General features: G+C 54.1%; 22 protein-coding genes. 20 read left to right on the top strand and 2 right to left on the bottom strand.

What is annotated here, in order from left to right:
- The first annotated feature begins 74 nt into the window (after positions 1–74).
- The 10 genes from nusB to spo0A all read left to right on the top strand — a co-directional run bounded on the left by nusB (position 75) and on the right by spo0A (position 9,657).
- The gene (gene nusB / locus A6395_RS02315) at positions 75–458 is read left to right on the top strand and encodes a transcription antitermination factor NusB (RefSeq protein WP_071397713.1); all 384 of its coding nucleotides are present in this window, start codon (positions 75–77) and stop codon (positions 456–458) included.
- A 63-nt stretch (positions 459–521) separates the two neighbouring features.
- Entirely contained in the window at positions 522–1,358 is an 837-nt protein-coding gene (locus tag A6395_RS02310; protein WP_071397712.1) for a bifunctional methylenetetrahydrofolate dehydrogenase/methenyltetrahydrofolate cyclohydrolase, read from the top strand.
- Entirely contained in the window at positions 1,351–2,700 is a 1,350-nt protein-coding gene (gene xseA, locus A6395_RS02305; protein WP_071397711.1) for an exodeoxyribonuclease VII large subunit, read from the top strand. Before A6395_RS02310 ends, xseA begins: the two co-directional genes overlap by 8 nt.
- Positions 2,669–2,899 (top strand): exodeoxyribonuclease VII small subunit, encoded by a 231-nt coding sequence (xseB, locus tag A6395_RS02300; RefSeq protein ID WP_016510387.1) that lies wholly within the window; start codon positions 2,669–2,671, stop codon positions 2,897–2,899. Before xseA ends, xseB begins: the two co-directional genes overlap by 32 nt.
- Positions 2,896–3,771: a polyprenyl synthetase family protein gene (locus A6395_RS02295; RefSeq protein WP_071397710.1), complete on the top strand. Its 876-nt coding sequence runs from the start codon at positions 2,896–2,898 to the stop codon at positions 3,769–3,771. The genes xseB and A6395_RS02295 overlap by 4 nt, the downstream gene beginning before the upstream one ends.
- A gap of 124 nt (positions 3,772–3,895) precedes the next feature.
- A complete protein-coding gene (gene dxs, locus A6395_RS02290) occupies positions 3,896–5,788 on the top strand; it encodes a 1-deoxy-D-xylulose-5-phosphate synthase (protein ID WP_071397720.1) in 1,893 nt (630 codons plus the stop codon).
- Positions 5,789–5,794: 6 nt separating this feature from the next.
- Complete coding sequence (locus A6395_RS02285; RefSeq protein ID WP_070327061.1) at positions 5,795–6,616, top strand: TlyA family RNA methyltransferase; 822 nt, start codon at positions 5,795–5,797, stop codon at positions 6,614–6,616.
- A gap of 148 nt (positions 6,617–6,764) precedes the next feature.
- Positions 6,765–7,214 carry a transcriptional regulator AhrC/ArgR gene (gene ahrC, locus A6395_RS02280; protein WP_016510386.1) on the top strand — a complete coding sequence of 150 codons (450 nt, stop codon included), beginning with the start codon at positions 6,765–6,767 and terminating at the stop codon, positions 7,212–7,214.
- Positions 7,215–7,227: 13 nt separating this feature from the next.
- Positions 7,228–8,925: a DNA repair protein RecN gene (gene recN / locus A6395_RS02275; protein WP_070327062.1), complete on the top strand. Its 1,698-nt coding sequence runs from the start codon at positions 7,228–7,230 to the stop codon at positions 8,923–8,925.
- On the top strand, positions 8,926–9,657 hold the full coding sequence (spo0A, locus tag A6395_RS02270) for a sporulation transcription factor Spo0A (protein ID WP_084812906.1): 732 nt from the start codon (positions 8,926–8,928) through the stop codon (positions 9,655–9,657). It abuts the gene before it with no gap.
- 615 nt (positions 9,658–10,272) lie between these two features.
- Here the strand turns inward: spo0A and A6395_RS02265 are convergent.
- The gene (locus A6395_RS02265) at positions 10,273–10,521 is read right to left on the bottom strand and encodes a DUF2627 domain-containing protein (protein WP_016510497.1); all 249 of its coding nucleotides are present in this window, start codon (positions 10,519–10,521) and stop codon (positions 10,273–10,275) included.
- 132 nt (positions 10,522–10,653) lie between these two features.
- Between A6395_RS02265 and A6395_RS02260 the strand changes: the two genes are divergently transcribed.
- The 8 genes from A6395_RS02260 (at position 10,654) to A6395_RS02225 (ending at position 20,267) form a co-directional block, all read left to right on the top strand.
- Entirely contained in the window at positions 10,654–12,291 is a 1,638-nt protein-coding gene (locus A6395_RS02260; RefSeq protein WP_071397709.1) for a sigma 54-interacting transcriptional regulator, read from the top strand.
- A gap of 123 nt (positions 12,292–12,414) precedes the next feature.
- Positions 12,415–13,311 (top strand): phosphate butyryltransferase, encoded by an 897-nt coding sequence (gene yqiS / locus A6395_RS02255; protein WP_070327064.1) that lies wholly within the window; start codon positions 12,415–12,417, stop codon positions 13,309–13,311.
- Positions 13,312–13,335: 24 nt separating this feature from the next.
- The gene (locus A6395_RS02250; RefSeq protein WP_070327065.1) at positions 13,336–14,457 is read left to right on the top strand and encodes a Glu/Leu/Phe/Val family dehydrogenase; all 1,122 of its coding nucleotides are present in this window, start codon (positions 13,336–13,338) and stop codon (positions 14,455–14,457) included.
- 1 nt (position 14,458) lies between these two features.
- Complete coding sequence (gene buk, locus A6395_RS02245) at positions 14,459–15,550, top strand: butyrate kinase (RefSeq protein WP_071397708.1); 1,092 nt, start codon at positions 14,459–14,461, stop codon at positions 15,548–15,550.
- On the top strand, positions 15,534–16,943 hold the full coding sequence (gene lpdA / locus A6395_RS02240) for a dihydrolipoyl dehydrogenase (RefSeq protein ID WP_071397707.1): 1,410 nt from the start codon (positions 15,534–15,536) through the stop codon (positions 16,941–16,943). The genes buk and lpdA overlap by 17 nt, the downstream gene beginning before the upstream one ends.
- A 23-nt stretch (positions 16,944–16,966) precedes the next feature.
- On the top strand, positions 16,967–17,965 hold the full coding sequence (locus A6395_RS02235; RefSeq protein WP_071397718.1) for a thiamine pyrophosphate-dependent dehydrogenase E1 component subunit alpha: 999 nt from the start codon (positions 16,967–16,969) through the stop codon (positions 17,963–17,965).
- Positions 17,965–18,942, top strand: a complete 978-nt coding sequence (locus A6395_RS02230) for an alpha-ketoacid dehydrogenase subunit beta (RefSeq protein WP_071397706.1) — start codon at positions 17,965–17,967, stop codon at positions 18,940–18,942. Before A6395_RS02235 ends, A6395_RS02230 begins: the two co-directional genes overlap by 1 nt.
- Positions 18,943–18,953: 11 nt before the next feature.
- Positions 18,954–20,267, top strand: coding sequence for a dihydrolipoamide acetyltransferase family protein (locus A6395_RS02225; RefSeq protein ID WP_071397705.1), 1,314 nt, complete (start codon positions 18,954–18,956; stop codon positions 20,265–20,267).
- Positions 20,268–20,308: 41 nt separating this feature from the next.
- Here the strand turns inward: A6395_RS02225 and A6395_RS02220 are convergent, their stop codons facing one another.
- Positions 20,309–21,085, bottom strand: a complete 777-nt coding sequence (locus A6395_RS02220) for a sporulation protein (protein WP_071397704.1) — start codon at positions 21,083–21,085, stop codon at positions 20,309–20,311.
- Positions 21,086–21,184: 99 nt separating this feature from the next.
- On the opposite strand from A6395_RS02220, the gene A6395_RS02215 reads away from it, so the two are divergent.
- A complete protein-coding gene (locus tag A6395_RS02215) occupies positions 21,185–22,369 on the top strand; it encodes a class I SAM-dependent methyltransferase (protein ID WP_071397703.1) in 1,185 nt (394 codons plus the stop codon).
- A gap of 34 nt (positions 22,370–22,403) precedes the next feature.
- Complete coding sequence (locus A6395_RS02210) at positions 22,404–22,832, top strand: BrxA/BrxB family bacilliredoxin (RefSeq protein ID WP_070327072.1); 429 nt, start codon at positions 22,404–22,406, stop codon at positions 22,830–22,832.
- Positions 22,833–22,854: the final 22 nt, after the last annotated feature.

The following is a 22,854-nucleotide window of genomic DNA, read 5'->3' as shown; positions in this document are numbered from 1 at the left end:
GTGCCCGGAGCACGATTGAAGTAGGGGTATCCTTGCCGATTAAAGATGAAAGCAAGCAAAAGGAGAGTATCTGAATGAAACGTCATGAAGCACGGGAAAAAGCGATTCAAACGCTTTTTCAAATCGAAGTATCAAAACTTGAGGTAGACGAGGCTATCGAATTTGCCCTCGACGGCATGGAAACAGATCCATTCTACGAGCAACTCGTCGTTGAAACGTTGGAGAAGAAAGACGAGATCGACGCGTTGCTCATCGAGAACTTAAAGAACTGGCGGCTTGACCGACTCGGCAACGTCGAGCGGACGATTCTTCGGATGGCGACATATGAATTGCTGTATGTCGAAACGATTCCAGATAAAGTCACGATCAATGAAGCGGTCGAACTCGCTAAGTCATTCGCTGACGAAGAAGCGGCCAAACTCGTGAACGGCGTACTCGGAAACATCATTAAAGCGTAAGTATAAACAGAGAAGACACCACACCAACTACAGAGAAACCTAACATAACGGGGGATGAGAGAGATGGCAGTAGTGATCGACGGGAAACAAATCGCAGCATCGTATCGGGAAACGTTGAAAGATCAGGTGACAGCTCTTCGGGCGCGCAGTATCACCCCGAAATTAAAAGTCATTTTAATCGGGGACGACCCAGCGAGCCACAGTTACGTTCGCGGGAAAGAGCGAGCGGCCAAAGAGATTGGCATCGACTCGCAAATACTTCGATTTGATGATGACATGACCGAAGCGGATTTACTGAAGCTGATTGATTTATTGAATGAAGATCAAGCGGTACATGGGATTCTCGTCCAACTCCCGTTACCGAACCATATCGATGAATCGCGCGTCATCATGCGAATTTCACCAGACAAAGACGTCGATGGCTTCCATCCAGAGAACGTCGGGAAGATGATGCTCGGTCTTGACACGCTGTTGCCGTGCACGCCGCATGGCATTTTACACCTCGTCAAAACGCAGACCGACCTCGTCGGGAAGCATGTCGTCGTCGTCGGGAGAAGTCAGATCGTCGGCAAACCGGTCGGCATGCTGTTTTTGAACGAGTCGTCGACTGTCACGTATTGCCATTCGAAGACGGCTGACCTCGGAGCGATGACGAGACAGGCCGATATTTTGATCGTCGCGGTCGGACGGGCCGGACTCGTCACGGCCGACATGGTCAAACCAGGTGCGATCGTCATCGACGTCGGTGTCAACCGTGTCGACAATCGTCTCGTCGGGGACGTCGACTATGAAGGTGTCAAAGACGTGGCGAGCGCCATCACGCCTGTACCTGGCGGCGTCGGACCGATGACGATCACGATGCTCATGCATAACACGGTCGAGGTCGCTTCGCGTGGCTAATGCGATTCAAGTGTCCGAAGTCGTCCGTTACGTCAAACGACAGCTTGACGACGATCCGATTTTACAACAAATCGCGGTCGTCGGTGAGATCTCGAACTTTAAACGTTACGCTTCGGGTCATTGCTATTTCACGTTGAAAGATGAGGCGTCTCGTATGAAAGCCGTCATGTTTTCACGTGACGCCAGAACGCTCACGTTCGAACCGACAGACGGGATGAACGTCGTCGTCGTCGCGCGCGTGACGATGTACGAGGCGACGGGTGACGTTCAGCTGTACGTTGAACTGATGCGTCAAGACGGTGTCGGTCTATTGTTTGAACGTTACGAGGCGAGAAAACGCGAACTCGAAGCGAAGGGGTGGTTCGACGCGGGCCGGAAGCGTTCGCTCCCGGCCTTCCCTGAACGAATCGGGATCATCACGTCCCCCAAAGGTGCTGCCTTGCACGACATCGCGACGACACTGCGGCGCCGGGCGCCACACGTAGCCATCACGTTCGCCCCGGTTGCCGTCCAAGGTGACTTGGCGGCCCCGCAAGTGGCGAGTGCGATTCGCTGGATGAACGAACGGACGGACTGTGACGTCTTGATCGTCGGCCGGGGCGGCGGCTCGATCGAGGAACTGTGGGCGTTCAACGAAGATATCGTCGTTGAAGCGATTTACAACTCGACGATTCCGGTCATCTCGGCCGTCGGTCACGAAACCGACTTCACGCTTGCCGATTTTGTCGCCGATTTACGTGCGGCCACACCGACGGCTGCGGCGGAACTTGCGACGGCGACGATCGATGCGCAGCGAAAAGACGTCGAGCGTTTGACGATGCAGTTGCAGCGTTCCGTCACGAATCAAATGACAGCTGTGCGCGACCGGCTCGAACGGGCGGCGAACAGCTACGGGTTGAAGTCGCCGCGGTTCACGCTCTCACAAAAGCGGGACCGGTTCGCTCAGGCTGAGATCCGGCTCGAGCAAGGTGTCACCAAACAACTGACGTTCGCCCGCCATCGTCTCGCTCAATCGCAGCAGCGGCTCGATGTCCGGAATTTGGCTCGGGCACTGCGGACGAACGATGAACGGTACCGTCAATTTGAAGGACGACTGAACCGGATTCGGCCGCTCGAACGGCCGACCGAACGCTTTGCCGCGCAGGTCGGCAGGTTGCATGCGGTCAGCCCGCTCGCGGTCCTATCCCGAGGCTATACGCTTACCGAGCAAGACGGGACGTACGTGAAAGATGTCAAACAACTACATGACGGAGTCGTGACGATCCGTTTCCGAGACGGTCACGCCGTCGCGGAAGTGAAGGAGAGACATTATGGCGAAGAAACAAGAAGAACAGACGTTTGAGACGGCGCTAGCCCGACTCGAAGACATCGTGGCGAAACTTGAGACTGGAGAAGTCGCGCTTGAAGAAGCGATGACGCTCTACGAGGAAGGTGTTCGTCTGTCGGCGCTTTGTCAGTCAAAATTGACGGCTGCCGAAAAGAAAATGGACGAAATTTTAGAACTTGACGGTACGCTCCGTGACAAAGGAGGCGCCGTATGAGTCAGTTGATGCTCGATGAGTGGAAACGTGCGGTCGAACAGGCGATGAGTCGTCTCGTTGACGACGCTTCCATGCCGGAGCGACTGTTCGAAGCGATGACCTATTCATTAGAGGCGGGTGGGAAACGGATTCGTCCGGCCCTCCTGTACGCCGTCCTCGATACATACGGCCGACCGATTGAAATTGGTCACGAAGCCGCCGTCGCACTCGAGATGGTACATACGTATTCACTCATTCATGACGATTTGCCGGCGATGGACGACGACGATGTCCGCAGAGGCCGTCCGACGAACCATCGCCAGTTTGATGAAGCGACCGCGATCCTTGCGGGCGATGCGCTCTTGACGGACGCATTTCAAGTGATCACCCGCACGCACGCCGCGCCTGAAAAACTAGTGAGTTTGATTTCACGGTTCAGCGAGGCGGCCGGTAGCGCCGGGATGGTCGGTGGACAGCTAGACGACATGCTAGCCGAGAAACGACTACACGTATCGCTAGAGACGCTTCAGTCGATTCATGCCCGCAAGACCGGGGCGCTGCTCGTCTATGCGCTCGAAGCAGGAGCGATTTTGGCCGATGCGTCCGCAAGCGACCAAGCGGCATTGAAGCGTTTCGGAGCGCATCTCGGTGTTGCGTTCCAAATCCAAGATGACATTTTAGACGTCGAAGGCGATGAGGCGTTGATCGGGAAACGCGTCGGTTCGGACGAAGGGAACGATAAATCGACGTATCCGAAGCTGCTCGGTCTTGACGGTGCGAAACAAGCGCTCGCTCAAGAAGTCGCGCAAGCTGAAGCTGCGCTCGCCGAACTGTCGGTCGCTTCACCTCGTTTGCATGAGCTACTTTATTTTGTCGTCAAACGCAATCATTGACTTTAGGTGACACGATGAGCACATCGTGTCACCTTTGTTTTTCTGTATGTATAGCATATATGGACACATTCTTGTAAAATGTAAGGTACGAATCAGTAATACGACAGGAGAAAGGATGGTCATCATGGACCTGACATCCATTCAAGACCCGTCATTTTTAAAGAAAATGTCGGTGACCGAGATCGAAGCGCTTGGCGCAGACATCAGACGGTTCTTGATTGAAAAATTGGCAGAAACGGGAGGGCATCTCGGACCGAACCTCGGCGTTGTCGAGTTGACGCTTGCCTTACACCGTGTATTTGACAGTCCGAAAGATCAACTCGTATGGGACGTGGGGCATCAAGCCTATGTCCACAAAATTTTAACGGGACGGACGAACCAGTTCGACACGCTTCGCCAGTATAATGGCTTATGTGGGTTCCCGAAGCGCTGTGAGAGCGAGCACGATGTATGGGAGACGGGGCACAGTTCGACCTCGTTGTCGGCGGCAATGGGGATTGCCATCGCCAACGAGCTAAAAGGGCGAGCGGATGATCGCGCCATCGCCATCATCGGAGACGGTGCTCTCACGGGCGGAATGGCGCTCGAAGCACTCAATCACATCGGGGCCGAGAAACAAAACGTCATCGTCATTTTAAATGACAATGAAATGTCGATCGCGCCAAACGTCGGGGCGATGCATAATATGCTCGGCCGGATGCGGGCGTCACGTAAACTGAAGCATGCCCGCGAGGAAGTCGAAGCGCTCATCAAGCACATCCCGATTGTCGGAAGTTCGCTCGAACGCAGTGGCGAACGAGTCAAGGACATGTTGAAGTCGGCACTCATACCGGGTACGTTCTTCGAAGAACTTGGCTTCACTTACTTCGGACCGACGGACGGTCACGATTTGAAAGATTTGCTCGAGACACTCGAGTATGCGAAAAAAATTGATGGACCGGTACTCGTCCATGTCATCACGAAAAAAGGCAAAGGCTATCGTCCGGCCGAACTAGATGGCATCGGGACGTGGCACGGTCTCGGACCGTACAAGATTGAATCTGGTGAAGTCATTAAAGGGAAAGTCAAAGGACCGAGCTATTCAAAAGTCGTTGCCGAAACGATCACGAAAGTCGCGGAGACGGATGAGCGTGTGACGTTGATCACGCCAGCGATGAGCGTCGGTTCGAAACTGGACTGTTTCAACAAGCAATTCCCGGAACGCATGTTTGACGTCGGCATCGCCGAGCAACATGCGGTCACGCTCGCCGGAGGTCAAGCGACACAAGGTCTCAAACCGGTCGTTTCAATCTATTCGACGTTCTTCCAGCGCGCCTATGATCAGCTCGTACACGATATTTGCCGCCAAAACTTGAACGTCGTCTTCACGATTGACCGGTCGGGCCTTGTCGGCGCCGACGGGGAGACGCACCAAGGCGTGTTCGATATCGCCTTCATGCGCCATGTGCCAAACATTCGGATTTTGATGGCGAAAGATGAGGAAGAATTGCAACATCTCGTCTACACGGCGTTAAAATATGATGATGGACCGATCGCTGTGCGGTTCCCGCGCGGAGAAGGCATCGGTACCCCGATGAGTGAGACGTTGCGTGAACTTCCGCTCGATGAGTGGGAAGTCGTGGCTGACGGGACGGACGTGGCCATCTTGACGTTCGGGCCGCAAGTGCAAGATGCGCTAGAAGTGAGAACGCTCCTCGAAGGACAACGGAGCGTACGGGTCATCAACTGCCGTACGATCAAACCGCTCGACGATGCGATGCTTACCGCACTCTATGAGGAAGGCATCCCGCTCGTCACGCTCGAAGAGGCCGTTCTTGCCGGAGGATTCGGAAGCAGCGTGCTCGAGCATGCGAGTGATGCGAGACAGTTCCCGCGCGTCCTTCGTCTAGGGATTCCGGACCGTTATATTGAACATGGCGCGGTCAATCAACTGCTAGAAGAGATCGGACTCAGACCGTCTCAAATCGCGGAATCGGTAGAGCAGTTCATTCAAATGACAAATCGACAGAATGTGTGAGGAATTATGGAAAAACGAAATAAAACAAGATTAGATGTATTGCTCGTCGATCGCGGGTTAGCGGAGACGAGAGAGAAAGCGAAACGGGCCGTCATGGCCGGAATCGTATACAGCGGGACGGAGCGGCTCGATAAAGCCGGCGATAAAGTGTTTGACGACATCCCGCTCGAAGTCAAAGGGCAGACGATGCCTTACGTCGGCCGTGGCGGATTAAAGCTTGAAAAAGCACTCCAAGTGTTCCCGCTCGACGTCTCCGGACGTATCGGGATTGATATCGGCTCGTCGACGGGTGGTTTCACCGACTGTGCCCTTCAAAACGGGGCGACGCAAATGTATGCGGTCGACGTCGGTTACAATCAGTTGGCTTGGAAGCTTCGGAGCGACGAACGTGTCGTCGTCATGGAACGGATGAACTTTCGGCACGCAACGAACGAGCAGTTCCCGATTCAACCCGACTTTGCGACGATTGACGTCTCGTTCATCTCGCTTCGGCTGATGATTCCGCCGTTAAAACAAATTTTAAAACCGGACGGTGTCGTCATGGCGCTCATCAAGCCTCAATTTGAGGCCGGTAAAGCGGATGTCGGTAAAAAAGGCATCGTTCGGGACCGGTCGATTCATGAACGCGTCGTCAATGAGATGGTCCGCTACTTCGCATCTGAAGGGTTCTGGGTCGAAGGGCTCGACTTCTCGCCGATCACTGGCGGTGACGGCAATATCGAATTCTTGCTGTTCGCCCGTTACACGGGGATCGGTGGGGTCGAACCAGCTCTCGACGTGTCAGCGGTCATCGACAAGGCACATACTCAACTGAAGAAAACCGTATGAACAGCTGCAGACGATTTGTCTGCAGCTGTTTTTAAAGGTGGTTGCTCACCATATCTTTCCTTTTCAACCTTGGAATGGTAGACCTTTTTTCGTCAATACTTTAGAATGATACTGTATATGTGAAACGAAAAATGAGGTGTCAGGGCGTATGAACAAAGGACAGCGATTGATTAAAATTCGAGAAATCGTTACGAATCGTGAAATTGAGACCCAAGATGAACTCGTGGACGAACTCCATCGGTCTGGTTACCCAGTGACGCAAGCGACGGTGTCGCGTGACATTAAAGAACTTCATCTCGTCAAGGTGCCGCTCAACGACGGCCGCTATAAGTATAGTCTGCCGGCCGACCAGCGCTTCAACCCGTATGGCAAGATGAAACGGATACTCGGCGACAGCTTCGTCTCAGTCGACTCGGCCCAAAACTTGGTCGTCATGAAGGTGTTGCCTGGTAATGCGGACGCGATCGGCGTCTTGATTGACCACCTGTCATGGGATGAATTGATCGGGACAGTGTGCGGGGATGATACGATCTTGATGATTGCGCGGGATGAGGACCAAGCGAAACAAATCATCGAACGACTACTCGGAATGTTATGAGGTGAATTATCGGATGTTAGCAGAACTATCGATCAAACAATTTGCGATCATCGATGAATTGAACGTCACGTTCAAGCGCGGGATGACCGTATTGACCGGGGAGACCGGGGCGGGAAAATCAATTCTCTTGGATGCGATCGGACTGCTCGTCGGTGGACGGGGTTCGAGTGAATTCGTGCGTTACGGTCAAGATAAAGCGGAAATCGAAGGGCTGTTCGTCGTCGAACCCGATCATTTGATCATCGAGGCGGCGACGCAGTACGGAATCGAGATCGAGGAAGGGACCGTCATTTTGCGCCGTGATTTACATAGTAGCGGCAAGAGTGTGTGTCGTGTCAACGGCAAAATGATGCCGCTGTCGACGTTGCGTGAGTTGGGACGTCTCTTGGTCGATATTCATGGACAACACGAGCATCAACATTTGATGGATGCCGAGCATCATCTCGGCATATTGGACAGTTTCGGCGAAACGGATTTGGCCCCGTTGTTAGCGCGTTATCACGAGACGTACACCGATTGGAAACGTGTCGCTGATGAACTGAAACGACTCAGTCAGAGCGAGCAGGAATTGGCCCAACGAATGGACTTATTATCGTTTCAAACGAATGAAATCGACGCGGCCGAGCTCAAAGTCGGGGAAGAGCAGGCGTTGACTGAAGAACGGAACGAACTTGCAAACTTTGAACGGATTCATCAGCACGTCCGCTTGTCTTACGACGCCGTTGCGGACGAGGGGAAAGGGATTGATCAAATCGGCATCGCGATGCGGGAGATGGAAGAAGGTTCGGCGCTCACGGCATCACTTGCGCCGATGGCCGAGATGATCTCGAACGCATACTTCCTGCTTGAAGACGCCAAGTTCCAATTGCGCGACCAACTCGATTCGCTTGAATTTGATCCGATCCGGCTCGATGAGATTGAAACGCGCCTCGCGTTGTTCCAACAATTGAAACGGAAATACGGGGCGACGATTGACGACGTCATCACGTACGGAGAAAAAATCACAGAAGAGTTAAAAACGATGACAAATCGGGAAGAACATCTTCAAGAAATAACAGATCGTCTCGACAGGCTCGAACATTTGATGCGTTCGGCCGGCCTCGAGTTGTCGGCAGCAAGGAAACGAGCAGCCGGCGAGCTTGAGAAGGCAATTCAGCGTGAGTTGAAAGAGCTCTATATGGAGAAGACGAAATTTGAGGTCCGATTCAAAGAAGTGTCGTGCAAGGCGGACGGGCTCGATCAAGTCGAATTCTATATGATGACGAACGTCGGAGAGCCGTTCAAGCCGCTAGCGAAAGTCGCCTCAGGCGGAGAGCTGTCACGGGTCATGCTCGCGTTAAAATCGATTTTCTCAAGGACGGTCGGTGTCGCGTCAATTATTTTTGACGAAGTCGATACGGGTGTCTCGGGGCGGGTTGCCCAAGCGATGGGAGAGAAGATCTTCCGCTTGTCGGTCGGTTCACAAGTGCTTTGTATCACGCATTTGGCCCAAGTGGCCGCCATGGCGGATCATCACTTGTATATTACGAAGACCGAGACGGACGAACGGACGAAGACAAACGTCGCCGCGCTTAGCCATGAGGACCGCATCGATGAACTCGGAAGAATGATTGCCGGTGCGCAAATGACCGATTTGACGAAACAGCATGTGGAGGAGCTGCTTGATATGTCCCTCCAATTAAAACGGAAGTTTATCGAAGGAGTGTCTTAATTGATTACATTATGCATTGCGGACGACAATCGTGAAATCGTCGACTTGTTGACTCGACAACTTGAGTCCGAGTCCGACTTGAAAGTCGTAGGGACCGCTTTCGACGGCGAAGCATGCCTAGACGTCGTCAAGACACACCAGCCGGACGTGCTACTGCTAGATATCATCATGCCGCATCTTGACGGGATCGGTGTGCTAGAACGGCTTCAAGTAGACTTGCCGCACACGAAGCCGGAAGTGATCATGCTCAGCGCTTTCGGAAAAGATGAAGTCACGAAACAAGCCGTTCAACTGGGTGCTTCTTATTTCTTGGTCAAACCGTTCAACATTCAACAACTGATCTCTAAAATCCGCGAGCTGGCTGCGGGTTCAAGCCGCGAATTCGAGCCGATGTCGCCAGAAGAACTCGACATCTCGCTCTTGTTGCAACAGCTCGGCATCTCGCCGCGGATCAAAGGATTTAAGTATATCCGCCAAGCGGTCGTCTATGTGAGGGAGCGGCAAGAACTTTTAGGGTTGATCACAAAGGAATTGTATCCGATGATTGCCAAAGAACATGAGACGACGTCGTCTCGGGTCGAGCGGGCGATGCGTCACGCGATTAAGACGGCTTGGGAAAACGGGATGCGGGATCACGAGATGTTTGACGGTCGTCCAGAGCGGGAGCGCAGCCCGAAAAACTCAGAATTTATTTCGTATTTCGTAACGTACCAATCGTTCAAACAACAGTGAAGGAGTCAGGGGAATCCCCCTGATTTCTTTTCTGTTTTATAAAGAAAGCGCTTGCATTTTTGATGACTCTTGTTATAATAAAGGTGTACCAAGTTACTTGGACGAGCGTCAGATGAACGCTTTCTAACATGTTCCGGAACAGGTTAGAGCAAGAAATCATCTCGGCTCGCTATCCGTTAATAGCTCAGAGGTGCGAACGACATCTCAAATCGTTATTGTTCCGACGAGAGGTCGCGACATTCGCTCATTTGCGAGACGATTCCGACATCGGTTCGAAGCTAGGGACCCATGTCAGGGTAAAACGAATCGTTCAGTTGACCAAAAGGAGTGTTGTCAATCGTTGAACATCTCAATGGCAAGCGTTCGACTTCACAATGGATGGTTGGACATGACCCGATGAACATTTGTTAGTAACTCGAATGAGTACGTTTCCGTTCACGCAAGACGGCAGTTACTAATTTCTTTCAAACTTCTTCATTAAGAAGACCATTGGATCTCATGTCAAAGCAGTATAGCAAGTATGAAAGGAGATCATCCGTAGTGATCACAATTCAATATGAATAAAAAGGTTCCGCACTTGAAATGAAGTCAAGTTAGGGAACCTTTTTTTTGTGTTCAAGAATCTATTCGTGGGACTTTTCCTGTCTTCTTGTCGCGATTAAAGATATATCCTGCAACGAAACCGATACCGCCCATTGCCAGTAACAGACCGAACGTTCCTTGCAACATCGATGCTGCAGCAACCGACTCGATCCATGTGAATGGGGCACTCGTTTTTAAAAAGAAGCTGTCACGTAAAAGTTTGATGCCGTAAACACCGAATAGGCCTGGGATGATTAGGATCAGAAGCGCGATCACACGCATAGTATCTCCTCCTTTTCCATTCATTATTTTAACAGAAAACGAGAGCGGAGACACTGCCTTTTTCGAAGAGTTGCGAAAAGGAAGGCGGTTGAGTAGCATGAATATAGATTAGGAAAATGGGGGATTTTAAAAATGAATAAACGATTGTTGATTGTCGGAGCGGGGAAAGGCGGGACCGAGGTGCTCAAGATGCTCCTTGATTCCCCACTTGTCACCGTCGCTGCCGTCATCGACTCGGACATAGAGGCAGAGGGATTGAAGCTTGCACGGAGTTGGGGGATCCAGACTTCGAGCGATTGGCGCGCGTGTGCCGACAAAAAAGTCGACTTTGTGATCGAGACGACCGGACAGAGCGAGACGTTCGTTGAACTGAAGGACCATTTTTCGGAGGCGGTCGTGCTGCCAGGCGAGTTTATTCGGATCGTCGTCGAGCGGCTGAAGCAGAACCAACAGATGCTCGAAGCGATCATCGACTGTACGAGCGAGGCGATCTCGGTCGCCGACCATAACGGGAATACGATTTTAATCAATCCGTCCTATACCCGCTTGACCGGATTTAAAAAAGAAGATGTCGTTGATAAACCGGCGACGGCCGACATTGGAATGCAGGAGAGCGTGCACTTGAAAGTGTTATCGACCGGTCAAGGCGTACGTGATATTCGGATGCAGATCGGGGCGACGCGCCGAGACATCCTCGTCAACGCCGAACCGATTGTGGTCGAAGGGAAACTGCGTGGTTCCGTCGGCGTCATTCGCGACGTGTCACAAATTCGGGCGTTGCGTGATGAGTTGAAGGAAGCGAAGACGCGGATTCGCAACTTGGAGGCGAAATATCAATTTACAGATATCATTGCGACGAGCGAAGCGATGCGCTTTGTCATCGAACAAGCCCGCCTAGCGGCGCTCACGCCGGTCACCGTGCTCATACGCGGCGAGTCCGGCACCGGAAAAGAACTGTTCGCCCACGCCATTCACGGCGAATCGCCGCGGAAGTTTAAAAAGTTTGTCCGGGTCAACTGTGCAGCCATCTCGCCGACGCTGTTAGAGAGCGAACTGTTCGGGTATGAGGACGGTGCGTTCAGCGGGGCAAGGCGCGGCGGGAAAGTCGGCTATTTCGAGGAGGCGGACGGCGGATCTTTGTTTTTAGACGAGATTGGCGAACTCCCGGTCGACGTTCAAGTCAAGCTGCTCCGTGTCCTCCAAGAACATGAAATCGTTCGAGTCGGGGGCACGAACGCGATCCCGGTCGATGTCCGGATCATCGCGGCGACGAACGCGAACTTAGAACAGAAAGTGGCGGACGGGACGTTTCGTGAGGATTTATATTATCGGATCAACCGGATGCCGATCCACATCCCACCGCTCCGTGACCGACTTGAAGAGATCGAGCCGCTTTGCGAGCGGATCATCCGTAAACTGAATCAAGAGTACGGTCGACTCGTCCACGGGGTCGATCAAGCTGCGATTGAACTATTAAAGAGTCAATACTGGAAAGGGAACGTCCGTGAGCTTGAGAATGTGATCGGCCGGGCGATGATTTATATGGCGAGTTCTGAGCAATGGATCGCTCCCCATCACCTTCAACTATCGACACGGACCGTCACGGCGCGATCAGTCGAAGCCGTATCGCTTCAAGACGCCGTCGCTCGCTATGAACGAGATTTGATCGACCGGGCGATCGCTGAAGCGGACGGGAACAAATCAGAAGCAGCGCGGCGGTTACACATCTCGATCCGGACGCTGTATAATAAACTTGAACGTCTGCAGTAATATGCATGCATAATTTTGCTTACTGTGTAATATATTGCAGGGTGACCTCTTGTTTAAAGCGCTTTCAAAAATGGAAACAAACTTGCATAATATAAAGTGTAGACAGGTTAGGGGGGGACAACGATGAACTTTGACAGGATGCTCGAACGGGCAAAACGGTTAGATGGATGTACCGTGTCGATTGCCGGGGCGGCCGACGTGGAAGTGATCCGCGCCGTCAAGCTTGCGACCGACCATGGATTGTCACGATTTATCCTATTCGGTGACGCCCGGGAAATTAAACGCTTGTGTGATGAACATGACATTGCCGAGTCGACAATCGATATTTTGCACGTCAAGGGAGAAGCCGATATCGCCAAACGAGCGACACTTGCGGTTCGAAACGGCGAGGCTGATGTTCTCATGAAAGGAATGGTGTCGACCTCGGTCTTTATGAAGGCGGTGCTCAGCCGGGAGTCGGGACTCAGGACGAGCCGGACGCTAAGCCACGTCGCCTTGTTCCAAATTCCAAATCGGGAGCGGTTGATCGGTGTGACCGACGCGGCAATCCATATCGCTCCGACGCTCGAAGAAAAAGTCGATATCATTCATAACGCGGTCGGCGCGATGCGAGACATCGGTTACGAGTTGCCGCGTGTCGCTGCCATCGCGGCAGTTGAAGTGGTCAATCCGCAAATGACCGCGACGATGGACGCCGCACTCCTTGCCCAGATGAACCGGCGCGGTCAAATCAAGGGTTGCGTCGTCGACGGACCGCTCGCACTCGACAACGCAGTCGACATGATTGCCGCCAAACAAAAAGGGATCGCTAGTGAAGTGGCCGGACAAGCCGACTTATTGCTCGTTCCATACATAGAGGTCGGCAACGTCCTTTATAAATCGATCATGTACTTCGCCGGGGCCAGCGTCGCGGCGATCGTCGTCGGGGCCAGTGCCCCCGTCGTCTTGACAAGCCGGGCCGACACGGCCGAGGCGAAACTTTATTCGCTCGCGTTCGCCCTATTGCACGCTAAAAAATAACTGATGACTCAGGAGGAATAAAAAATGATGGAAACAAACATGGAACCACGCTTTCGAATTTTTGACGTATTGCAGGCTGAAGACTATGAGCAGATCGTATTTTGCCAAGATCAAGCATCAGGCTTGAAAGCGATCATCGCGATTCATGATACGACGCTCGGACCAGCCCTCGGCGGACTGCGGATGTGGAATTATACATCAGAAGAAGAGGCGCTCACAGACGTGCTACGTCTCGCCAAAGGGATGACGTACAAGAATGCGGCGGCGGGACTCAACCTCGGCGGCGGAAAAGCCGTCATCATCGGGAACGCGAAGACGGACAAATCGGAAGCATTGTTCCGTGCCTTTGGCCGCTACGTCCAGTCGCTCAGCGGTCGCTACATCACGGCTGAAGACGTCAACACGACCGTCGCCGATATGGACTTCATCCATATGGAGACCGACTACGTGACGGGCGTCAGCCCGGCGTTCGGCTCGAGCGGCAACCCGTCTCCTGTTACTGCGTACGGTGTCTATCGCGGCATGAAGGCGGCCGCGAAGTGGAAGTTCGGTTCCGACTCGCTCGCCGGCAAGACGGTCGCCGTCCAAGGTGTCGGGAACGTCGCCTATAACTTGTGCCGCCACTTGCATGAGGAAGGCGCGCATCTGATCGTCACGGACATTAACGAAGACGCGCTCAAACGGGCCGAGACGGACTTTGGGGCGACAGTCGTCAAACCGGATGAGATTTATGCGGTTGAGTGTGACATCTTCGCGCCATGTGCGCTCGGTGCGGTCATCAACGATGCGACGATCCCGCAACTGAAAGCTCAAATCGTGGCCGGTGCGGCCAACAACCAACTCGCTGAAGACCGTCACGGCGATGTGTTAGAGGAGCGAGGTATTCTGTACGCACCTGACTTCGTCATCAATGCAGGCGGTGTCATCAACGTGGCCGATGAGCTCGAAGGGTACAACCGCGAGCGGGCCATGAAGAAAGTCGACTTGATTTATGACAACATGCAACGTGTGTTCGAAATCGCTGAACGGGACGGGGTACCGACTCACGTCGCGGCAGAGAAGATGGCCGAAGAGCGTATCCAGATGATGTCGCGTTCGCGCAGCCAGTTCTTGAAAGTCGAAAAGAGCCTGTTAGGTGGGCGCTAACATGACGAGACAACTCGTTCTAGCGATCAACCCGGGATCGACGTCAACGAAAGTCGGTTTATTTGAGGGCTCAGACGAAATTTTGTCGAAAACGGTCCGCCACGGAGAAGATGTCACAGGATTGTCACTCCCGGAACAATTGCCTCACCGGGAGCGAGAAGTACGGGACTTGTTAATTGAATCAGGCATCGCCGGCGAATCGTTGTCGGCGATTGTCGGTCGCGGCGGACTGCTCGCCCCAATGACTTCGGGGACATATGTTGTCAATGAACTCATGCGCGAAGATCTCACGAGCGGGCGCTACGGCGTGCACGCATCCAACTTGGGCGGCTTGATCGCCCATAAGCTCGGAGAATTATTTCAAGTACCGAATTTTATCGTCGACCCGGTAGTCGTCGACGAGATGCATGACCTCGCTCGAGCGACGGGCATGCCAGAAATCAATCGACGGAGCATCTTCCACGCCTTGAATCAAAAAGCCGTGGGCAAGCGCTTCGCAGCAGAAAATGGAAGCGATTACAACGAGCTCAACTTGATTATCGCGCATCTCGGGGGCGGCATCACGGTCGGGGCGCACGCGTCCGGGAACGTCATCGATGTGAACAATGGACTCGACGGGGACGGTCCGCTCGCACCGGAACGAGCCGGCTCGATTCCTGTTGGACAGGTAGTAGAACTATGTTATAGTACCAGGTATAATAAAGGCGACATGAAACAGAAAATCGTCGGTCGCGGTGGGTTATATGCGCATCTCGGTACGGTCGACGCCATCGAGATCGAAGACCGGATGGCAGCAGGTGACGATAAGGCCGCACTTCTCTATGAGACGATGGCGTACCGAGTCGCCCAAGAGATCTCCAAGCACGGGGCCACGCTGTCAGGGAACGTCGATGCCATCATCTTGACGGGCGGGATCGCCTACTCGGATTGGCTGACCGGGAAGATCAAAGACCGGGTCGGCTATTTGGCACCCGTCCACGTCTATCCGGGTGAGGATGAATTGAAGGCGCTCACGGAAGGGGCCCTCCGGATCATCCGGCAAGAAGAAGCTGTAAAAGCATATGAGGGGGATACACATGGCACGAGAATTTGATGTCATCGTCATCGGCGGCGGACCTGGTGGTTACGTCGCCGCGATCAAAGCGGCGCAGGCCGGTAAGCGCGTCGCGATCGTCGAGGCGGAAAAACTAGGCGGGACATGTCTACATAAAGGCTGCATCCCGACAAAAGCGCTCTTGAAGGCAGCACACGTCTATCAAACGGCGAAACATGGCGAAACGTATGGCGTAGAAGTCGGGGCGGTCACGTTCAACATGGCACGGGCACAAACGTTCAAACGAGAGCTCGTCTCCGGCCTTGAGAAAGGCATCGAGCACTTGATGAAGCAAGGAAAAATCGAAGTGTTCCGTGGCAAAGCCTCGATCCTCGGACCGAGCATCTTCTCGCCCCAACCGGGAACGGTCGCGGTCGAGGATGAAACCGGCGAGTCGGAGCTGTTGTTGCCGAACCAGTTGATCATCGCGACGGGATCGATCCCCCGGGAGCTCCCAGGGTTGCCGTTCGATCATGAGCGCATCCTCAATTCAGACGACTTGCTCCGGTTCGAGCAGTTACCGACGTCCATCGCCATCATCGGAGGCGGCGTCATCGGCGTCGAATGGGCATCGATGCTGATCGACCTCGATGTCGACGTGACGCTGATCGAGGTCGGCGAACGTCTGTTACCGCTCGAAGACAAGGCCGTCTCGCGAGAAGTCGAGCGACTGCTCAAGAAGCGCGGCGTGCGTGTGAAGAAAAATGTGACGGTCGACCCGGAACGCACGACCGTGTCAGCGGACGATGTCGCGCTCGCGGTCGGTGACGAACAACTTACGGTCGACTGTGTGCTCGTCTCGATCGGTCGGATCGCGAATACGGAAGACCTCGGGCTGCAGAACACGTCGATCATCGTCGAGAACGGCGTCATCCAAGTCGACTCGCAATATCGGACGAAAGAGCGTCACATTTTTGCGATCGGCGACTGCATCGGAAAACTCCAGCTCGCCCACGTCGCGTCAGCTGAAGGTGTCAAAGCGGTCGAAGCGATTCTCGGTCAAGAACCGACACCGCTCGACTACAACGTCATCCCGCGCTGTGTGTACGGTGTACCCGAAGTCGCATCGGTCGGATTGACCGAAGAGGCGGCAAAAGCAGCGGGACACGTTGTCAAGACGGGGACATACCGTTTCAACGGTCTCGGGAAAGCCCGGATCGAAGGACAAGCCGACGGATTCGTCAAGCTGATCTCAGATTCGGGCACTGACGACCTGCTCGGAGTGCACATCGTCGGACCAAAAGCGACAGAACTGATCACGGAAGGCGGGCTCGCCCTCGTCTTGAACGCGACGGCTTGGGAGATGGGTCAGCTCGTCCACCCGCACCCGGCACTGAGCGAAGCATTCCAAGAAGCGGCGCTCGCCGTGGACGGGTTACCGATTCACGCCTAAGGAGGAAACAGGAAATGGAACAAATGACTGTGAATTCATATGAAGAGCTCGGCTTGTCGAAACAAGACCTCACCGCGATGTTTGAGACGATGGTCCGGGCCCGTAAAATCGATGAACGGATGTGGAAATTGAACCGGGCCGGAAAAATCCCGTTCGTCGTCTCGTGTCAAGGACAAGAAGCGGCCCAAGTCGGGGCGGCGTTCGCCCTCGAGAAAGGGACCGACTACATCCTCCCATACTACCGGGACGTCGCCGTCGTCTTGCATTTCGGTCAGACGGCGCGTGACTTGATGTTGTCGGCGTTCGCCAAAGCGGAAGACCCGAACTCGGGCGGCCGGCAAATGCCAGGTCACTTCGGCTCGAAACAACTTCGAATCGTGACGGGGTCGTCTCCGGTGACGACACAAGTACCGCACGCGGTCGGTGTCGCACTTGCGGCCAAACTGAAAAAAGAAGAGCTCGTCACGTTCGTATCGTTCGGTGAAGGCTCGTCGAACCAAGGGGACTTCCACGAAGGGGCGAACTTTGCCGGCGTGCATAAACTTCCGGTCATTTTGTTCTGTGAGAACAACAAGTACGCGATCTCGGTACCGCTGTCGAAGCAACTCGCATGTGAGCGCGTCTCGGACCGGGCGAAAGGATACGGAATGCCAGGAGTTACAGTTGACGGGACAGACCCGATCGCCGTCTACGTCGCCGTGAAAGAGGCGCGCGCGCGCGCAATCCGCGGAGAAGGGCCGACGTTGATCGAGGCGGAAGTCGAACGGCTCGTGCCGCACTCGTCGGATGACGATGACAAGGCATACCGCTCGTCAGAAGAACTCGCCGAACTGAAAAACCGCGACGGGATTCAGTTGTTCCGGAAGCGATTGCTCGAAGATGGCGTCGCAACCGAGGCCGAACTCACAGACATCGAGACGAAAGTCGACGTCGAAGTGAACGAAGCGACGACATACGCCGACAAGGCGCCTTACGCGTCACCGGAATCGACGATGGACCACGTGTACGAGGGGGATAACTGATGAAAACGTTTATTGAAGCGATCAACGAAGCAATCCATGAAGAGATGGAGCGCGATGAGAACGTGTTCGTGCTCGGTGAGGACGTCGGCGTCCGCGGTGGTGTCTTCCGGGCGACGCAAGGCTTGATTGAAAAGTATGGTGAGGACCGTGTCATCGATGCTCCGCTCGCTGAAAGTGCGATCGCAGGCGTCGGGATCGGTGCGGCCATGTATGGGATGCGGCCGATCGCCGAGATGCAGTTCGCCGACTTCATCATGCCGGCCGTCAACCAAATCGTGTCCGAGGCGGCGAAGATCCGTTATCGTTCGAACAATGACTGGACGTGTCCGATGGTCATCCGGGCGCCGTTCGGGGGCGGGATCCATGGCGCGCTCTATCATTCACAGTCGGTCGAGGGCATGTTCAACTCGACGCCTGGTTTGAAAGTCGTCATCCCGTCCGACCCGGTCGACGCCAAAGGACTGCTCAAGGCGGCGATCCGTTCGAACGATCCTGTCCTGTTCTTTGAGCACAAACGAGCGTACCGCTTGTTAAAGGCGGACTTACCGACTGACGACTATACGGTCGAGATCGGCAAGGCCGCCGTCAAACGTGAAGGCGACGACGTGACGATCATCACGTACGGCCTCTGTGTCCACATGGCCCAAGAAGCCGCGAAGACGCTCGAGGCAGAAGGGATCAGCACGCATATTTTAGATTTACGCACGGTCTATCCGCTCGATCAAGACGCGATCGTCGAAGCCGTCAAGAAGACGGGGAAAGTCCTGCTCGTGACCGAAGACAACAAAGAAGGCAGCATCATCGGGGAAGTTGCAGCTATCATCGCCGAAAAGGCGCTGTTTGAACTCGATGCGCCAATCGAGCGCTTGGCAGGACCGGACGTGCCGTCGATGCCATACGCTCCACCGATGGAGAAATACTTCATCGTATCCCCTGAAAAAATTGCGGAGCGGGCCCGTCAGCTCGCTGCGTTTTAAGGAGGGGTCTCATGGAACAGATAATCAAAATGCCACAACTCGGGGAAAGTGTGACCGAAGGGACGATCACGACATTCCTCGTCAAGCCGGGCGACCGGGTCGAAGAGTATGAACCACTCGCTGAAGTCATGACCGATAAAGTGACGGCCGAGATCCCGGCGACGAGTGCTGGGATCATTAAAGAGCTGTTGATTGGTGAAGGGGATACGGTCAGCGTCGGCACGCCAGTCTTGACGATGGAAGTCACAAGCGCTACTGATGAGCCCGCCGAAGTGACAACTGAAGACACGAAGCAGCCGGAACAGGCTGCGGTCGTCGCGACCGTTCCTGTTTCCGCGCCGCCGCGTAATAGAAGCGCGAACGGGCGTTTCTCACCGGCCGTCATCCGTCTCGCGAGTGAGAACGATATCGATTTAGATCAACTCGACGGCTCAGGACTCGGTGGCCGGATCACGCGCAAAGACGTCCTTCGTTACTTATCGGAAGGTCGTCCGCGCCAACCGGAACCGGCGACGCAAGTACCGGTTCAAGAGACGATGACGCAAGTGAAGCTCGATGTGCCAGAAACCGTCACGAAGCCTGTTGTCGCGCCAATGACCGCTTCGACACCGAGTGAATCGTCAGACCGTATCGAGATGATCCCGACGGCGGGTGTCCGTCAAGCGATCGCGAGCAACATGGTCCGCTCGAAGCACGAGGCACCGCACGCGTGGCTCATGATTGAAGTCGACGTGACGAACCTCGTCGAGGCGCGCGCCAAATTGAAAGATGAGTTCTTCGAACGGGAAGGCGTCAAGTTGACGTTCATGCCGTTCTTCATGAAGGCTGCGGTCGAAGGTCTGAAGAAACATCCGATGATGAATTCTGAGTGGGCTGGGGACCATATCAAAGTCCACAAAGATATCCATCTATCGGTCGCCGTCGCGGCGAACGATGCGCTCTACGTCCCGGTCATCAAGCATGCGGACGAGAAGAACATCAAAGGGCTCGCCGTCGCGCTTCAAGACGTCGCCGGCCGTGCCCGTGCGAACCGCTTGAAAGCCGACGAGATGCGTGGCGGCACGTTCACGATCAACAATACGGGCGCTTTCGGATCGATCCAATCGGCCCCGATCTTGAACTACCCGCAAGCGGCGATTCTCTCGGTCGAGTCGATCGTGAAGCGTCCAGTCTGGGTGAACGGTATGTTCGCAGCACGCGACATGGTCAACTTGTGCATGTCGGTCGATCACCGCGTCCTCGACGGTCTCGTCGCCGGACAGTTTTTACAGGCGATCAAACAGTCGCTCGAATCAATCGACCCGAACACGTACACACTTTATTGATCTAAAAAGGAGCCGCGGACGCATGTCCGTGGCTCCTTTCGTTAAATTGACCGTTCAATCAATGACTCGATGTCGCGGCGAATGCGTTCGGGCGAAGACAAGTCGGCCTGCGAGTAGCTGAGCCGATGTGTCGATTCGTCGGTCCCGGTCAAGTCGGCGAATAGACTGCCTAAACTATGGACGCTCTTGTCGACTTGGATCAACAAGTCAAGGTTCGTCTCGTCTTGGAGCAAGATGACCTCGAGTTCATCGAGCCGGCGCCCGAAGCTTGTGCCGTTAGGCGAATACTCGAGCTCTTGAGCGATCGGGAGTCGTCCCGAGCGATGTCTAGCCGGCAGCATCTCGGTGTCGGCTTTTTTTAGCCGGAAACCGATATCGTCGAGCACGTCGAGGATGACTTGCTGCTCGTGGTTCGGTTTGACGAGAATCGAATCCTCATCTTTCGGGTCGACCGCTTGGGCGATATCGAGGCCGGTCTCGATCCATGTCTTCGACTGGCTGACGGAGATCGGTGTGTTGAACGGTACTTCGATCGTGAACGGGATCTCTTTCACTTCGTCCGGTCCGATCATGAACGGTGCCTCGTTCAACAGGATTTTTTCGATTGTGAACGTCGAATAGGTCGTCTTGTCATTGACCTCGTGCTTGTAGAGCGTATTGAAGAAAATGTAGATACGGTCGACCGATTGTTCGACGTTGCCGCCTTTGATGTGGACGACCCCGTCGAGCGTACCGCCGGGAACACAACTGTTCTCCGCTAGGCGCGTATCGACGGTCGCGGCCCCGATTCCAATCGATGAAAGTAACTTTTTAAACATATGGTGATCCTCCTTTGACGTTTGCACGTGTTCGTGTAATAGTATGTACGGATGCACGTTTAAAAAGTTTCGAAACTACTTAAAAAAAGGATGAATCAAGTGGAATATACAGATTTGATGGAACGGCTCAACGGTCTGATCGAAGATGGGGAGCTCGTGACGGCGACAATCAGTCAACCACGTCAAAAATCGAACGATTTACGCCGGGTGAAACTGAAGCCGGTATTGTTGAAAGATGAGTACCACATACAGTTTGAATACCAATTTGAGCGCGTCATGAAACATAAAAATTTACGTACGGAAGAAGCGATCGCAGAGCTTGGACAGCTGCTCGAAAACTTCCGGCAAGGACAGTTTCAGCTGAAAGCGACCGAGCTCCATTTCCAACTCTCGAAAAAGTTTAAAGTGACGTATAAAGAGCGGCCAACGGACATGAAGCAAGTGAAACTGACGCACAACCGCGAAAAGCAGTACGTGCTGCCGGTCGATGAGCCGGTCCCGTTCCTGATTCGCCTCGGCGTCCAGTCGGCAGATGGGAAAGTGAAGCGTCAGAAGTACGATAAGTTTAAACAAATCAACCGGTTCCTCGAGTTCATCGAGGATTCGATCAAATACCTTCCGACCGACCGGACTGTCCGGATTCTCGATTTCGGTTCGGGCAAATCGTATCTCACGTTCGCCTTGTACCATTTTTTGCATGAGATGAAAGGGTATGACGTACACATTACCGGGCTCGATTTGAAGAAGGAAGTGATCGAGGAGTGCGCGGGGATTGCCCGCGACCTCGGCTACGAACGGCTCGAGTTTCTCGTTGGGGACATCAATGAATTTGAAGGCGAGTCGGCGGTCGATATGGTCGTCACGCTCCATGCCTGCGACGTCGCGACCGACATGGCGCTCGCGCGAGCGGTCCGCTGGGGGGCAAAAGTCATCTTGAGCGTGCCGTGTTGCCAGAAAGAACTGAACCGGCAACTCGCGGCGCCGAGCCTAGACGTCATGCTACAACATGGCCTCGTCAAGGAACGGTTCGCGGCGCTCGCTACTGATTCGATCCGAGCCGAACTGCTAGGTCTCGTCGGCTACGAAGCGCAGTTGCTCGAATTTATCGATATGGAACATACGCCAAAAAATATTTTGATCCGCGCCTATTTGACGAACCGCGAAGCGACCGAAGAGCAGCGCGTCCGCTACAAAGCGTTCAAGTCGTTACTCGGTGCGGACCCGTTCCTTGAAGGTCAGTTGAGCGATAGACTTGTCCTAACCGATCCACAAGACGTAAAATAAGAAAGATAAGACGAAAGTCGAAAGGGGAAACAATATGGATTTTCAATTATACTTTCAAGATGTAGTCGAACAGGCACGCAATGAGGTACGGGCAGCAGGATACACCGAACTGACGACACCGGAAGAAGTCGATGCGGCACTGAAAAAAGAAGGCAAGACGCTCGTGCTCGTCAACTCGGTATGCGGTTGCGCCGGCGGGATCGCTCGTCCGGCGGCGGCCTACGTGAACAAGATGGAAGGCACGAAACCGGATCAGTTCGTCACTGTTTTCGCCGGGCAAGACCGGGAAGCGACGGACCGGGCTCGTGAGTATTTCGAAGGGTACGCCCCGTCGTCACCATCGATCGCGCTACTCGAAGATGGTAACATCGTCACGATGGTCGAACGGAGCACGATCGAGTCGTCGACGGCTGAAGAGCTCGTCGAACAGTTACAGACGTTGTTCGATATTTATTACGCGTAATCAATGTGTGGGCGCAAAGGCT

The sequence above is a fragment of the Exiguobacterium sp. SH31 genome, assembly GCF_001816105.1.
Lineage (GTDB): Bacteria > Bacillota > Bacilli > Exiguobacteriales > Exiguobacteriaceae > Exiguobacterium > Exiguobacterium aurantiacum_A.
This window is presented reverse-complemented; position numbering and strand designations above follow the sequence as displayed.